Genomic DNA, 17056 nt, shown 5'->3' on the forward strand with positions numbered 1-17056 from the left:
AAGTAAGCTGTATTAGCATCACCTGTAAAAAAACCAGCTTAACGCTTAATGCCGTTCACTTAAGGTGAGCGGCGTTTGTACTTTTAGCAACTGGGTATCGGTTTTTAGACACCTTCAATACCCTTGGGTAACTTCGTTCCCGTTTTCCTTCAAGCTTAAACTGACTCGCATTTCTTTCTATATCCAGGATGATTTTAGGCACATTTCCTGGAGCATATATAGGCATTTGAGTAAGTTTGTAGATGATATGTGATGAGGCATCTCTAAAGCTAAGTTGATTTGGATAAACACTTTTTAGTGATTTAGCCATTAATACCATTTTGTAACGGATAAGGTTGTAAGCCAGTAACAAGCCCCATAGCTCTTGGTGAATTAGCTCCGGTAAATTGCTGCGCAAGGTGAATCGACTTTCCAATAGATGTTGCTTCATTTCTCGATAGCCCATTTCAATTTCCCAGCGGTGTGCATATAAATCTACAATCTCCGAAGCTGGATATGCCATTGCATCCGTCATTGATGTGAGTACACTCACTTCTTTTCCTTTCACTCGCCTTGTCAATAATCTCACGGTTATAGAGTCGGGTAAGTCAGGGCGCTTCTTCTTAGCCTGCGGCGTCGTTGTCAAACGAACCAGCTTATCTTGCTTCCCTAAGCTATCAATCACTTCATACTGGGTCCCTTTCTTGAGGGGGAGCAGCCAATGCGTGTTACTCCCTTTTTGCTCCCATTCATGTAGCAAGCCAAGTGAATAAAACCCCTTATCGAATAGCGTCAAGCTGTTATTTGGAATATGGTTAATGAGCCTGCTCGCTAGGTTCATCTCGTTTTCACTTACACTATCAAAGGCACTCCCCAATATGAGATGACTGCTTAACTCCATTAAACAGACCATTCTGACTTGCGGATAACCAGCATAGCTGGCTTTATTGGCCGTTCGAGCAAAGGTCGCACTATTTGCTGCGCTATCAGGCGTTCGCCAAACTACACCATCAACACCGTAAATATTAAGTCCATTCCAATGTGGATGCTCCGCACGTTCATGCCAAGTTTGGGCTGTACGGTAAAAAACATCTTGTACTACATTGCTACCTAGCTTTTTTCTAGCTTGAGTGACGGCACTTCGGGCGACATAGTCCACGTCTTGAGGCAAGACGATGTCTAACTTATTAATTAGTTGACGAACGGATTCAGTTCGGAACAAGGACATACCAATGACTGCCCAAATCATGGCATCCATTGGGAGCTTGCGTTTACGCAATGTTGCTACACTATTGGACTCTAAACAGGCTTGTATAATCTCTGGCTCTAAAACATCAGCCAAGCTTTTAAATTCAGTGAGGCGAGAGATAGATGTGCGTGCAAGTGCTTCTGACAATTCCATTAAAAAATCCGATACCAGTATACTGATATCGGATTTTGAAGCCTTGAAAAGATCAGTCAACTGATCATTAAAATATTTCTTAACTGATCGGCATTAAGCTTAACGCTGGTTTTTTCTTTTAATGATCAATGAATAACGGATACATTATGACTTTGAATATACTGTAACAACTCTGTACTCAAAGTCGTATTCGTCAAATCAAAGGTTGAACCCACTGTCGATAAATACTCAACACCCGTTATATTATCTAACTGATTCTCAGAGAACTTTAAAGATCTCAATGTCGCTCCATCAGGTATGTGTAGCACTCGAATACCCGTATTTGACAAGTCTAACTGATGCAAATTCTCCATATGCTGCTCAAACATAAACTCATCCAAAGGGTTTGCCGCTAAATTCACTGAGAATATCCTCGCCAAGTCGCCCCAATTAACCTCTGTAAGCTGATTATGACTGGCTTCAAGAGAAAATAGTTGCTGATTACTCGTTAAATCTAAACTTGTCAAGAAAGTGGACGTGAGCTCCAAAGTAGACAGCTGCTCAAAATACCTCAAGTCTAGCTCTTTGAGATTAGTATTGTTCAGTGCCAAATAAGACAAAGTATACTGGCCGGGCTCTACATTTATGCGCGCTAATGGCGAGTCGGATGCATTAAGTGTATGCAGCTGTGGATTTCCACCTAGCTCTAGCAGTGAAATCAGCGTATTTGTTAAGTCAACGTCCTCAACATCATCAAAATTACGAAGATCCAACGTAGCAAGTGCTGAGGACGCTGCATTTAAACTCTGTATTTTATGATCTGTAGTCACCCCCGAAATACCTTCAACTTTACTGCCGCTAATATTCAAAAGCTCCAACTCAAGATTGTTTGATAAGTCCAAATTAGTGAGTGCTGATTCTCCAACCGATAAAGACCGTAACTTAACTTGATTAGATAAGTCTATTTCAGTGACCGATGAATTACTTATATCTAACCAATACAATGAACTTTGAACTGGTAATACGATAGTCGAGACAGTCGATGCCTGACTTAAGGATAAGGTTGTCAATTGGCTAAGTTTACTGAGGTTAAGCTCCGTATAGTCAACATCATAAAGATGCAGAGACTTCAATTGCGTCATATTCTCAAGATCTGCTTTCGCTTGTGCAGATAAGCTCGTGTCGTATAACGAAATAGATAGCAAGTATTTAAAGTTTTCTATACCAGAAAAACTATCAATCGTACTTGAGTTACAATTGAGAAATGCCAAAAACTGAGGGTAACTTAGACCTTGACTTTCTACGCAGGATTTAAGCCCAGAATCTTTAATACCCAATGAATCGACTACAGACTGCCCAGAATCTCGTTCAAAAGACACTGTCAATGTGCAATCAGATACGTTTGGCGCGACTTCGATGAGAGCCTCAGATAAGCTTATTTCCCATAAAAAGCGAGCGTTGCAGCCTTCAAAGTCGGCAATACGATAACCTTCATCCGCGAGAATTGTCAGACGAATATAGTTTCCAAAAAGCACGTTTTCTAATGTAGTATCAGCATTTACAGCACCGCCTTGCCCAACTTTAAGAGTGATATCAAAAGTTGGCGCTTGGTATAACCATGTTTGCTGAGTACCTTGCTCACAGCTTTGTCCATCTTCATATATACATACTTGTATTCCATTCGATAAATGCATAACAGGCGCAACCCAATAAGTACCCTGTGAAGTTTGATAATGGAACTTGCCATCACTCAACTTAACTATCTCTTCGGTACCAGAAAATGGTACCGAAGTAGCCCAAATATATTCATCAACTTCATAATTGTATCGAATAAACTGAGCAGCAGCGTAGTGCTCACCGATTAAAGAATAGTATGAAAAATCGTCCATTAAACCTGCAATGAAATGGTCAACGCGTAAATCTTTGCTATGTTGCGCAACGTGAAATTCACCGCTGAGTGTCGCAAGTAATACCGTCCCGTTTTCCTTTGATAGTACTTTAAAACTATTTGTATCGCTCAAGTAACAGTTAATACTCTCATCACTACAAGCAGTGACATAAGTTTCCTTTTCAGCATCATAGAAATAATTGGCTGTGAATATGTTTTCCTCTATCGTCACATTACCACGTACAGCATATCTGTTGATCGATGCATCTTCGTTGATAACAAAGCTGTGGTAGCTATTTGCTCCCTCACTCCATTTAAACAGCCACTGGCCAGCCAATTCCTCAGTAGTGAGTGACCCCTCTAATGCGCTGGCCATTAAGCCGACACCTGTTTGGAAGTAACTTTTATCATCAAACCATACTGCATCTTGTGTCTCGATTTGTACAAATCCACCTTGCTGCTTGGTTGGCTTAAAAGTCACATATTGATTTTCATCAAGTTGCGAAATCAGCTTCAATTGACCTGACGTATCTACTTCCCATTTGAGCTCGACAAATCCAGCATCTCTATTCAAACGGGATACAGCTTGTAAAGTAGCATGGCCGTCCGCATTGATGTTGACTTCGTAATAGGTCTCAGAATTTTGATATACCAAGACCCATTTGCCTTCCCAATCAGCAATATAACTAATTTCACTGGTTGCCATATCAGTAAATGTAATTGGCCCAATCGCCCCATTCGGATCTGGAGAGAATGATTTGTCCTCTAGCTGCCATGTTAAAGTCATTTCGTCTGCATAACCGAACTCCACTGCATGGCTCAGGATGTCATAGTCACTGAAAGCGAACCTGTCGTTGTAATAGTTCTTTAAATACGTAGACACAGGATAGTCAAATTCCAACAGAGACTTATTTTCTGACATATGTTGCCAAGTAAACCCCATCTGCGAAACGCCCATATGCTTCAGAGTTTGCGTATAAACACCTTTACCATCAGCTGCAATCGAAAACTCATGAAGTGAAGGGATATATAAAGACTGGTCATACAGTTGATGTGTGCCATAAGCAGGTGACTTTTCTTCAAATGTCGCTTTAATTTCGCAATTTTCATAAACTGGAACTGACCAAAACAACTCTGAAAGTATATCTTCTGATGATAAAATACCTTCTTCACCACATATACTCAGCGAAGAAATATAGTGCCCATCATCAGCTAATATACGCGCATCTACTGTGTAGCCATATTTTACATTTTGTGTTCGCAAATCAACACGTCCATTACCTGTTGTTATTGTAGATACAGGTATGGTCGGCGCTATCAACCCATATTCTTGCGTATTTGACACATTACATTGAGCCGATATATCAGACTTCAAGCAAATTGAATATCGCTTTTGACCAACTTCTTTGAATTCAAGAAATAATACACGGCCTGTAAATAGCGAAGTGAGCCTTATATGGTCTCCTTGCTTATCAATTTTATAATTATCTTGACCCGACTGACTTTCTATTGTCAGCGCGTTAAAGCAAAGGGCTTGTTCGGGACAAATAAGGTAGCCTCTTATCGCACTGCCATCTTCACCGTAGAGGTTGACCGCATTTCTTACAACTTGCTCATAAAAATTTATAGAGGTATCAAACTGCTCTACGACATCGTAAAATTGCAAAGTCTGGGATGGTTGAGCACTGTTTAGGTGTGTGACAGAGTGTTCAACTGCTATTTTATCTCCAACAGCTGCAAGTAATTTATATGAGAACTTAACAGAGGGATCACACAACTCACTGTTATTACATGTTTCATACCTTCCCTGACCATTGAAGCTATAGTGATACGAAACCAGCTCGCCCAACTCTAACAAATATTGTCTGCCTGCTCTAAGTGCAGCTTGAAAGACTCCTTGCTCAGTGACCTCAAACACAGTACTGTGCAAGCGTTGTTGTGGTACCCAAGTACGCTGGTAGTCAAACGCATCAAAGCTTACATCTTGCTGCTTAACCATATAAGCAGTATATGCTTCTGTGATCACCCCATTTTCTAAAGTATGACCCATAAAATGAAAGCCAAACTCAGTATATGCGATAAGCTGCAGTACTTGAGTGCGCTCGCCATCGTGAATACGCAATTCATTTCCAGAAATCAACCAGTCGAGTTGCGTTTGAGTGTCTAATACTGTCAGTTTATTTGTTTCATCGAAGTAATATTCTTGATAGGTATCTTGAACAAACTCAGTGACAGTAAAAACAGACCAATTTCCGTCGAACGTGAGTTTTGATAATTCAGCAAAACTGCCTTGCGTATACACTTGCGAATGAAATGATGCTGTACGTGAGCTTTGTGGGCCAATATCTGTATCATATCCAGATAAAGTTACATTGGATGAATGATATTGCGCGCCTTGCGTATAAAATTCCAAAGTTATTGATAGCAATGAAAATCGGTTGTATCTGTCAATATGATTAACATTATTTAATATTAAAGGCTCATCAAAATGCACTGTAAGAAGACCGTTATTTTGCTCCCAAGATACCGGATGCCTGCCATTTGCAATAACGTAACCTGTAGAGTCTTCTTTGAGATCTAAGCCGAAATAGAAGCCATCCATATAATCAGGCTCTGTGACCCAAATCACTTCATCAAAAGTAATGCTGGAAGGTTGTAAAAGATCAGCATCAGACTTCAAAGCATCTACTGTACTTTGAACTAGTTCGGGTTGTTCTTCTTGTAACTTGGTGAGGTATTGATTTGCCGCCTCTTTATCTTTTGCTAAATCAAGTGTGGTGGTATGGCCTTCGGGCAAATGCACAGAGTCGTTATCTACAATCGCCTTTATTACAGTTGCAATGTCTAGCTTTTGTTTAGCACTGATACCTAACCTGCGATTTTCAAACTTTTCAACTGAGTCAAATGCATCTTCAAACTCGGATAATAACGCGTATTCAGCAGTCGTAACATTGGTGATGTTTACGTCAAATAGCTCTTCTGCACTGAGCACCGCATCAGTACCGGCAGCCAAATTTAATTGAGACAACGATCCCAATTGAGAAACAAATTCAACAAAGTCTTGTTGATCTTGCCCCGTTGCTGTTAGCTTAACCAATTCATTTATGTAGGCTTCTTCACTTTGCTCTAAATTAATCGCAAGTGTATATTCACCCTGGTTGTTAGCGGTTGTGGTAAAAACCTTATCACCCAATTGCGCTTGCACATGAGCATGCTCAATCGGCTGATCGGTTACCTTTGCGGATATTATCAGCTGTTGAGCAAACGACTTAATTAACACAGATTGCGAGACTGTCGTTTGGCCTCCCGTTTCATCAGTGACTGTCAGGTCAAACGTGAGCGGTATATCCTCTGTAATGTCACCACTTTTAATGACGAGTGAGTCGGTTTCAAAGCCACTCACCTCGATGCTATCTGGAGTATGACCGGACCATTGGTAAGAATTAATGGCTTTACTACTGTTTACAGTGGCGTGCAGTGAAAAGGTCGATTGCTCAATCGTCTGATCTTTAACGTCAATTGATACTTCGGGCGCGTCTATAACTGTGACAACGTGCTTTGCGATTGCTGTCGCACCGTGTGCATCTGTTACAGTCACAGAAAGTAGGATCGGTGTATCCTGTGTTAAGTCCATACTGCGAACGGTAACACTGGCGTCAGTTGCACCCTCAAGTGTGATCTGTGCACTACCGTTGTGAGACCATGTATAGCTCAGTGATTGGCTTTCTTTGTCGTGTGCTTTGGCAACCAAATTCAGTGCTTGCATTTCTTGCACCTGTACTTCGCCCTCAATCAAGACTACTGGCGCGCTATTTGTTATCACTGGAGGCTTTACTTCCTCATTGGTGTTTTCTGAAGAACCGCCTCCGCACCCCGCAACCAAGCCCATAACGCCTGCGAGAAAAACCCTACTTACCGATCTATACAATTGTATTAACCTCACTAATCAGTACAAAAAGCGAGCAGAATACACGTAAGTTCAATTAGATTCAAGATTATTTTTTAGACAGTTCGAAACTTTTTTAAGCTTTTGATTTGTAGTATAAAGCCAATTAAAGTTTCATTAAGTTGAATAGTAGGCAACAACAAAGCCTCGCTGTTGCCTAAGGGAAAAATTATTATTGATAGGTTAAAAAGAGTTCATTGTTTACATTACACACATCATGTTCAGAGTAATGGCAGACTTTTATGCCACCGCTAGTAGCGGTAACAACTTGTAAATAATAACTTTCACCCTGCTTGTCATATACAATTCTACCTTGCTCATCTAAAGTAGCTGAAAACTGGCCCTCAGGTGTCGTAATCGTTACCGCTTGACTCATTTTATCTATCTCAGTGCGCCATGCTAATTTTGTATCACCAACCAGCTGATTAAACCTTAAGTTTGCAAGCATATAGCGCTCAAACCGATCAGCACCCAAAGGGTTATACTCAATCACTCTGAGTATCGATGATGGAAAGTTTTCTGGTGCAATCACCGATGTTTCCAAAACATACAGTGTCTTGTTGCCTGTCGCGATCAGCTCAAACTTTAAAGAAGAGTGCAATGAGCATTCTATTTTATCAATTGAGCAATTCGGATCGATGATATTTCGTTTATAATCCCAAAGGTTTTCCATATATATAATATTATCTTCCACTGAACTATGGTGATAATTAAAATCTGCGCCTAGTCTTGTCACACCATTATCGTAGACTTCCAACCCGCTCAACGTATCAAAGTGACTGCCTTCCTTAAAACGCCATGCTCCCGTTTTACTAATGATCTCAGGGGCTAAAACTCGATGTTTTACCATCACACCTGTTCCACTACTCATGGGCGTCATATAACTCCCTGTAACCAACTGAGTACTGAATTTAAAACCGCCATCTAATTCATTCCACAGAGAAATACGAATCAGATGACTGTGACCATTAAGTTGTTGAAGTTCAATATAATCATCGCCAAGAACCCAATTCACTGGGGTCCGATTTTGTCCTTCTATGATTTCTCCATCACCATGCTGATTTAAGATCAGTTCATATGTCGATAAATGACGTAAAGAAGCGGTATCCTTATTTTGAGAAAAGTATTGAAACTCATTACTTCCATACCCCAATGACCAAGTACCCACCACTTCAGCATGAGTCAACGTCGTTTTTTCAAAATCACGTATGTCATCAAATACCTCTGTCATACTATCTGTACTGTGCACTACGCCATCTATACTCAATTGACGATGCCACGTCACTTCAACACCATCAGGGAGGCGCTCTAATTCAAAGCCAGTAATTTCAATATCATATGAAATATAAGGTTCAGAATTAGTCGGCTCTTGACCTGCATACGTTGGTTCGTCAAACTGCGCGGCTAGTCCACCATTGGCCATTGTTTGCCAAGTAAAGGATGGATAAAAACCAGACCGCAAGATAACACCATTACCAGAAGAAAAAATATTAAAATCAAAGGAAGAAGGCGCATAAAAGCCTTTTCTAACCAACCGATTATCACCAACAAACTCATTATCTTTTATAAATTTAGCTGTGATATGGCATGACATTGTTGGTGAATAAGCTTCAAACTTCATGCTCTGTTCTTCAAAGTAGCCATTACAACCAGATATTTCACTGATTATATATCCTTCACTCGGAATTACAGTCAATGACAATACCTCTCCAAACCTTGGTTTATCAGTATGTGCAACTAAACTTCCTTCTCCTTCAATGATAACTTTGAAGTCTAATTCAGGACCTAAGGTAGAAAATAGTGAAGTATTTGATGCATCGCACTGACCATTACTCGTGCGAATACACACCTCTAACTCAGTTGCAGATAACACTTTAGCTGACAATACCAATTGCTCACCGGTGTCGTCATTAGACAACAACATCGCTGAACCTTGCTCTTCAACTCGATACGTCTGGCTTTGATACTCTGCCACTAAATAGCATGGTCCACCCGGACAGTGCATTTTAAATGTCAGCGTATCTTCAGCACTATATAACGTGCTCTTGGACATATAAGGCGCTACTTTATTTAAGAATTGTCCTTGATTAGACGCAATCGTAAAAAATCTCAATAATGACTGTGATTCAGCATCAGTAGTAACACTGGTTGTAAAACTTTTTGTGTGATTCACAACAATATCGTCACCATAAACACCGATTAATTCAAACTCATCCGTTGTTCTAAACTGGCAAGATACTTGGTTCAAATCACAATGGCTTACCTGTGTGCCATTCCACAAAAACTCTCCAAGCTCAAGTTTACCTTGCTCCAGCGCCCACACACTTACGTGTCCTAGCTGTGAAAAATAACTGTTATTTTCGAAAAAGAAATACTGCTGTTCATCATATTGAGAGTGTGAAATAGACCAACTTCCGGTGAAGTTTAGAGTATCAAAATCTATAGCTTGATGTTTTACAAATATCGCACCATTAAAAGTATCCTGCTTTTCTGAAATATGGCCTATAACCATGGCGTTTAATCGGCCATTTGCATGTTCAAGAATCTGATAAGCTAATGTCTTATCATCATTTGTCAAAACTAATGTATTACCATCAAGGTGCCACTGCCAAGCTGTATTAACTGATGCTTGGCGAGCAGTACCATCTTCAAATAACTCTAATTGTGTAACCTCACCAAAACTATGCCCCAATATATGGTGTTGAAGAGACCAAACACCATATAGGTCATCGCGGCGAATCGAAAGGTCTGGTAATGTTTTGTACAGATGTGCAATAGTCACTGTGTTAGTTGTAATTGGTTCAGGTAAAAACTCAATTACCAAGTCATGTTGATATGAAACATAAGCACCAATAACACCATCGCGTTCTTCCAGAACATCAATGGTTAAATTATTCAGTACGGTTTTAACACTAGGACCGTAATCAGATTTAATCCCAGCAGGTACAATTGTGACAGGCTCTGCAAAAGATAACGTAACCATTTGACCTGTTTTTTCCCAGTCAAAGCTTTTCGTTTCTTCAGCAACAATTTGCCCAGTTCCATCGTCGTTAAATGACAAATTAGCGAGTAAACTATGCATCTTATTTGGAATTGCTAACGTATAGTCTCCCAACAACTCTGATGTCAAACCCGGCAGCAAAGTCGCATCGTTGAGAAGCGCTTCCTCGGCTTTTTTGAGCAGCTCAGGGCGGGTTGTCTCAAGCTCTGAATAGAGTTGCTCTGCGCCTGCTGCATCTTCAGCAAGTGCCAATGTCGAACTATACTCTGCTGGCATCAGATCAATATTGTCATCAACTAATGCTTTAATTAAGGTTGCTAGTTTTATCTTATCTGCGGTATCAACTAACAACAAAGCATCTTGCAGCTGTGCTTGCGAGTCAAAAACTCCCTCATGCTCGGACAATTGTACATATTCAGCGGTTGTTACATTGGTCACATTAACACCGAATACCTCTGAAGCGTCCAAGATATTATCTTCACCAATTTTGCTGCGTATCCGTTCGACACTTGGCAACTGTGACATAAACTCTACACGAGACTGTGCACCAACGCCCTGCGCATGCAATTGAACCAGTGTAGAATCACTTGCTGCGTCAGCAGCAATATCGAGCGTATATGCTCCCGATGTATTCGCAGTTGTGCTAAACGTCTCTTTGCCAACCGTCGCAGTCACTATCGCATTGGGAATAGGCTGATCTGTCACCAAGCCTCTTAATTGAAAAGCGATTTCATCTCGTGCGAACTGAACGATATGTGAAGCACTCGCTGATGCACCTTGATTATCTGTCACTGTAACAGTGAAAGTAACTGTGACATCTTGCTGAATATCGGGTGTACTGAACATTAATCGTTCAGTTGCTTCGCCAGATAGGTCAAGCACCAAGTCTGAGTCATGTTGCCATTGATAGCTGACAATAGAACCATCGGTATCTGAAGACTTAGCTATCAAAGTTATCAATTGCTGCTCTTGCCCAGTTGATGTGCCTTCAATACCAACAATCGGCGCTTGGTTCTTTGGTTCAGGCTGAGGTTCTGGATCAGGCGTTACCGCTGGGTTTTCCGTCGAAGTGGTTTCCGGGTGTAGTTCTTCACTGCTACCGCCACAGCCGAGGATCAGCAGTGTAAATGCAAATAAACATGCTTTTGAGATTGTTGACGTCACTCGCTTGTTCCCAAATTATGGTGATGAAATTGCGCGCAGAGTACATGCATCACCTAACATATTCAAGAAAGATAATTGTGCAATTATAAATAAATTAAATTGTTAATAATTACGCAAACACTACTTCACTGGTAACAATACCGACTCTTTTTTCACCAAGTAACCGCTCAAGTTACATGCTGTGACATTCCCAGAGATGATAAGCATCTGAAATAAAAAAGGAGCTTATTAAAGCCCCTTACACCGTTATTTTTTTCTGCGTCTTGTACGCTGCCCTAAAATGCGCTTTTTATCCCTTTGCTTTCTCGATTTCGCCGAGTTTTTACGATCGTCTTTAGGTTCTTTGGTTAAATCAGGTTCATAGCCGGGCAACCACTGAGGTGTAAGTCGGGTATCGAGTAATACTTCTATTTCTTCCAATAACCACTGCTCATCAATACTCACTAAAGAAATCGATTGGCCGCTGTTTCCAGCACGGCCTGTCCGTCCAATACGGTGAATATAATCTTCTGCTACATAAGGAAGTTCAACATTAATCACATAATTCAATGCTTTTATGTCGATGCCGCGTGCCGCAACATCCGTAGCAACGAGCACGCGTGTTTTGCCTGATTTGAATTGTTCTAATGCACGCTCTCGTGCACCTTGGGACTTATCACCATGGATAGAAAGCGTCGCCAAACCATCTTTATTCAGCTCACTTGCGTACTCATCAGCACTCTTTTTAGTTCGTGTAAATACCAGCACTTGCTGCCAGTTATTTTTGCCAATGAGGTGCGATATCAGTTCACGTTTACGGTCTTCATCCACCGCATAAAAAGTTTGCTCAACCTTGTCTGCTGTGCTGTTTTGCTGCTCCACACCAACACGTTCTGGCGTATTCAGCCACATTTTTATTTGCGACAGCACGCTTTCATCCATTGTTGCCGAGAACAACATTGTTTGACGACTTTCAGGCATTTTACGCATAATGCGCTTAATTTCGCCGATAAAGCCCATGTCCAACATGCGATCAGCTTCATCAAACACCAGATGAGAAATGGCATTGAGGGACAAAGTCCCTTTGATCATATGATCCAGTAACCGCCCAGGCGTAGCAATGACAATGTCGACCCCTTCTTTTAAGATCTTTTCTTGAGGACCAATATTAGCGCCGCCATACAAGCAAGCCACCTTTAAATGACTAAATTTCGCCAAGCGTTTGGTGTCTTTAGCGACTTGTTGCGCCAGCTCTCGAGTCGGTGCAAGTACCAAAGCGCGTACCGCGGGCGTATCAAATTCACTTTGCAATAGGGTATTTAAGATTGGCAGCATAAAAGCCGCAGTTTTACCTGTGCCGGTCTGGGCTGTAGCCAGTAAATCTTTGCCCTCTAAAATGAGTGGAATACTCAGCGCTTGGATTTGTGTTGGCTCAGTAAACTCTAACTGTGCTAGCGCTTGATTGAGTTCATCTGCAAGATTTAAAGATTGGAAAGACATATGTGCCCGTTTGTACTGCCAAAGATTCGCCCAGTATAACAAACCCAGAACACACTTGTGTACAGTGCAATAAAGTTAACTCTCCATAATTGTGCTGCAATTTCACAATACACTTTATACTTACATAGTAAAATGGAGCCATTATGTCAGTGCATGAATTCGATTTAAAACCAGTCCCCACAGTGGCAAGGCGGTCATCAATTGCCATGGCGATGCTAATGCTGGGCCTAACTTTTTTCTCAGCAAGCATGTGGACAGGTGGCAAACTCGGTGTTGGCTTGTCACAAGCTGATTTCATAACTGCGGTTGTTGCTGGCAACCTTATTCTGGCTGTATATACTGCGTTTTTAGCCTATATCGGCGCAAAAACAGGGCTTTCAACTCATTTACTTGCGCGCTTTTCTTTTGGCTTGAAAGGCTCATGGCTGCCCTCTGCGCTCCTTGCTGGCACACAAGTGGGCTGGTTTGGTGTTGGTGTCGCTATGTTTGCGCTGCCTGTGAGCAAAATTACCGGATTTGATATTAACTGGCTCATTCTCATTGCGGGCGCATTAATGACTGCCACCGCTTATATTGGGATCTCCGCGCTTATGGTGCTCTCAATGATAGCGGTGCCAGCCATCACCCTACTCGGTGGATTCTCAGTATGGTTAGCTATTGATGGAGCTGGCGGCTTCTCCGCTTTGGCCGATCAGCCTATCACTTCGCCACTGAGTCAAACTCAAGCGATCACTCTGGTAGTCGGCTCGTTCATCTCTGCGGGCACACTCACAGCAGATTTTATGCGCTTTGGCAAAAGTGCTAAAAAGGCAGTGCTGATCACTGTTATCGCATTTTTAATAGGTAACAGTTTAATGTTTGTATTTGGTGGTGCAGGCGCCGCAGCAACAGGGAAGTCTGATATTTCGGAGGTTTTGATGCTGCAAGGGTTATTGCTGCCCGCAGTGATTGTGCTGGGCTTAAATATTTGGACCACAAATGATAATGCACTATATGCATCTGGACTTGGGTTTGCCAATATCACGGGGCTTTCAAGCAAATACCTTAGCGTCATCAATGGCATCATCGGTACACTTTGCGCATTGTGGCTCTACAACCATTTTGTTAGCTGGTTAACCTTTCTATCCGCGGCAATTCCGCCTATTGGTGGTGTACTGATCACCCATTACTTAACCCATAAAATGCACTTTCAAAACATGCAAAATGCTCAGTACCAGGCAATTAACTGGACTGCCATCATCAGCGTTTTTATTGGGGTTGCTGCAGGTCATTGGCTACCGGGGATCACCCCAATTAATGCCGTGATAGCCAGTGCTATCAGCTTTTTCTTGCTAAGTAAAACGGCATTTGGCCGCTTAGAACATCAATAACTCAGCTCCTGAAGCGCGACTTTCAGCCGCGCTTCATCGTTTAATGCCGACATTATCAACACCTTTGTTACTTATTTTTAATAAGTGATTGTAAAGTATTTAGAAAATGCCTCTACTGCGACAATTTGTCACATCTCAAACAAGGTCAACTTCATTATACTCGCCGCAGTTTTTTTCAGAGTTTTCATTATGTTTTCGTATTCAAAATTATCTCTTGCGCTACTCGGCCTTGGCCTCTCTCATTTTGTTTCTGCGCAGCAAACACCTCATATTGAACGTGTTGAAGTAACGGGTTCAAAAATTCAAAATATCGATTTAGAGTCAGCCAGCCCGGTAACCACCTTAACCGCTGAAGATCTTGCAATAACCGGTAAGTCTAACTTAGAAGACGTATTGCAAAGCTTAAGTGCATCAGCAGGCCCGGCAGGGAATGCCACGAATGCCTACTGGACTAGCAATGGCTACGCCACCGCGCAGGTCAATCTGCGTGGTATGGGCATTAAACGTACTCTGGTTTTACTAAATGGAAAGCGTATCGTAGCAGGGGGCACAGGTGCAAATGACAGCCCAGACCTGAATATGATCCCAATGGGACTGGTTGAGCGCATTGATATTTTAAAGGATGGCGCTTCAGCGATATATGGTGCAGATGCTGTCGCGGGTGTGGTCAATATCATCACCAAGTCTAATTTTGAAGGCACGACACTGGTTGCAAAAGTAGGTCAAAGCAGCAAAAAAGATGCTGAAAATGCAGAGTTAAACCTGTCTTATGGTACTGCATTTGAAAAAGGTCATGTCACCGTTAATATCAATTATGTCGACAACGGTAACGCCTTGCAATCAACACGTAACCCCTGCCCATTAAGTGAAGTAGATGGCGAACTTGTTTGTATTTCATCAGGTTCAACCATTGGCGGGCGCGCACTGTTGGCTGATGGACAAGAAGTACAATTTAACCAAGTTGCAGGCCAAAATGGCGACTACTTTGAGGCCTATGATAATGACAAACATGGCTACAATTGGTTTGAAGCACTCAATTCATATAGCCCCATGCAGCGCCTTAATTTGGCGACTTTTGTCTCTTATAAGCTGACTGACTCTATTGTGCTTGATACGTCTGTGCTTTACGCTAATCGACAGTCAGATCAAGTCGTCACACCGAGAGGGTTTAACGCTGTCGACGTGACTAAATTGTTTGCTTACAACCCAACTGGCCAAGATCTCACTTTAAAGCGTCGCCGAAATATTGAAATACCCAACCCTGAGTTCTATCAAGAAACCAACACCACGCAGACCACATTCGCACTCTCTGGCACATTAGCAAATAACTGGTTGTGGCAAGCAAGCTATAACTGGGGCAGAAATACCGGAACCGATGGCTGGAGCTATGACTTTAACGATGCCAAAGTTGCGCAAACACTCGACGCAAATGTATGTAGCACAGCAAGTAATGCCGCCATTCCCTGTGGAGATTATTTTGGTATCGGTGAATTAACCTCAAATGTCATCGACTATGTGACTTACCAACGCGAAGGAGCGGGTGGCAACCAGCTTCAATCTCTTAGTTTTGATTTGACGGGCGATATCACCGAGCTTAAAGCAGGCAGCTTAGCCTTTGCAACGGGCATCACCTTGCGTAAAGAAAAAGGCTGGCGGGACCCAGATCCGATTGCGATGCAAAACGGCGAAGAGGATGCAATTTCTGGTGACTCCGAAGTAAAAGAAGCATTTTTGGAGCTTTCTATTCCACTTTTAAGTGACTTACCCTACGCGCAATCCGTTAAAACGGATGTGGCGCTTCGCTACTCTGATTATCAGCATTTTAATGCCGAAACCACCTACAAGCTGGGCCTAACTTGGCGTGTTAACGAACAATGGCTGTTACGCGGCGTCCGCTCTAGTGCATTTAGAGCGCCAACCATTACAGAGCAATTTGGCGGCACCAACATCGAAAATCTCATCACTATGGATCCATGCGATGACGCTACAGGCACGATTTTAAATAACTGTCTCGCAGCTGGCATACCAAGCGGCTTTGTACAAGACGGCTCAACAATTCGAACAGGTGTGGGCGGCAACACCGAAGTCGGCCCAGAAACTGCAAATACCTTTACACTCGGTGTGGTATACCAAAACGGATTATTTTCAGCCACGTTAGACTATTTTGATATTGACGTTGATAACGCCATCAATAGCGTGTCTGGCTCTAATATGCTGCGCCTTTGCTACAGCGATCCACTCGCCTACAAAGCCTATTGCGATAGCATTACTAGAGACGCCGTTACACACCAAGTCACCTTGCTTGAAAAGCGCCCCATGAACGCCGCCAGTGAGCAAGTCTCAGGAATAGATTTAAACATCAAATTTGCATCTAGTTATAAGCATGTCGACTACAAGTTCACTTGGGATACAACGCGCTTGCTCAAGCATCAAAACACCGCTTTTGACGGCGCAGAAACAGAAGTGTTACTTGGCAAAATCACCTCAGACAGAGGCAGCTTTGCGAAATGGAAGTCTAATCTAACGGCCAATGTCGATGTCGCACAGTGGCAAGGCAGCTATAGCATTCAGTATATCGGCAAAGCCCAAGATGAAAACGAAGGCGGGCCAATTGGCAGCCAAGTACCCAGTATCCTTTATCATGATGTGCAACTTGGTTATGCGGTATCTGACTGGCTTGTTGTATCCTTGGGCGTAGACAACTTATTTGATAAGCGACCGCCATTTTTGACCTCATGGAATGATGCCAATACAGATGTATTTACTTACGACACGGTTGGCAGACGCGGCTATCTCAAAGCCACTTACCAATTCTAAGTCCCAATGGTGGCAAGCATACGCTTGTCAC

General features: G+C 42.2%; 6 protein-coding genes. 2 read left to right on the plus strand and 4 right to left on the minus strand.

What is annotated here, in order from left to right; all coding sequences use genetic code 11:
- Nucleotides 1–55 precede the first annotated feature (55 nt).
- From S4054249_RS14100 to S4054249_RS14115, 4 genes are all read right to left on the minus strand, one after another.
- Nucleotides 56–1381, minus strand: a complete 1326-nt coding sequence (locus S4054249_RS14100; RefSeq protein WP_069949063.1) for an IS4 family transposase — start codon at nt 1379–1381, stop codon at nt 56–58.
- 125 nt (nt 1382–1506) lie between these two features.
- Nucleotides 1507–7176, minus strand: coding sequence for a leucine-rich repeat domain-containing protein (locus S4054249_RS14105; protein ID WP_145925033.1), 5670 nt, complete (start codon nt 7174–7176; stop codon nt 1507–1509).
- Nucleotides 7177–7366: 190 nt separating this feature from the next.
- The gene (locus S4054249_RS14110) at nt 7367–11359 is read right to left on the minus strand and encodes a PKD domain-containing protein (RefSeq protein WP_046358654.1); all 3993 of its coding nucleotides are present in this window, start codon (nt 11357–11359) and stop codon (nt 7367–7369) included.
- 246 nt (nt 11360–11605) lie between these two features.
- Entirely contained in the window at nt 11606–12838 is a 1233-nt protein-coding gene (locus S4054249_RS14115; protein ID WP_046358653.1) for a DEAD/DEAH box helicase, read from the minus strand.
- Between the two features lie 143 nt (nt 12839–12981).
- Between S4054249_RS14115 and codB the strand changes: the two genes are divergently transcribed.
- Nucleotides 12982–14208: a cytosine permease gene (codB, locus tag S4054249_RS14120; protein WP_046358652.1), complete on the plus strand. Its 1227-nt coding sequence runs from the start codon at nt 12982–12984 to the stop codon at nt 14206–14208.
- Nucleotides 14209–14397: 189 nt separating this feature from the next.
- Nucleotides 14398–17025: a TonB-dependent receptor gene (locus S4054249_RS14125; RefSeq protein WP_046358651.1), complete on the plus strand. Its 2628-nt coding sequence runs from the start codon at nt 14398–14400 to the stop codon at nt 17023–17025.
- Nucleotides 17026–17056 lie beyond the last annotated feature (31 nt).

Source organism: Pseudoalteromonas luteoviolacea, from assembly GCF_001750165.1.
In the GTDB taxonomy this organism is placed as follows: domain Bacteria; phylum Pseudomonadota; class Gammaproteobacteria; order Enterobacterales; family Alteromonadaceae; genus Pseudoalteromonas; species Pseudoalteromonas luteoviolacea_G.

Excerpts from the sequence above, each read along its gene's own strand:
- S4054249_RS14100 (WP_069949063.1), bottom strand. The coding sequence starts at position 1,381 with ATGGAATTGTCAGAAGCACTTGCACGCACATCTATCTCTCGCCTCACT.
- S4054249_RS14115 (WP_046358653.1), bottom strand. The coding sequence starts at position 12,838 with ATGTCTTTCCAATCTTTAAATCTTGCAGATGAACTCAATCAAGCGCTA.
- codB (WP_046358652.1), top strand. The coding sequence starts at position 12,982 with ATGTCAGTGCATGAATTCGATTTAAAACCAGTCCCCACAGTGGCAAGG.
- S4054249_RS14125 (WP_046358651.1), top strand. The coding sequence starts at position 14,398 with ATGTTTTCGTATTCAAAATTATCTCTTGCGCTACTCGGCCTTGGCCTC.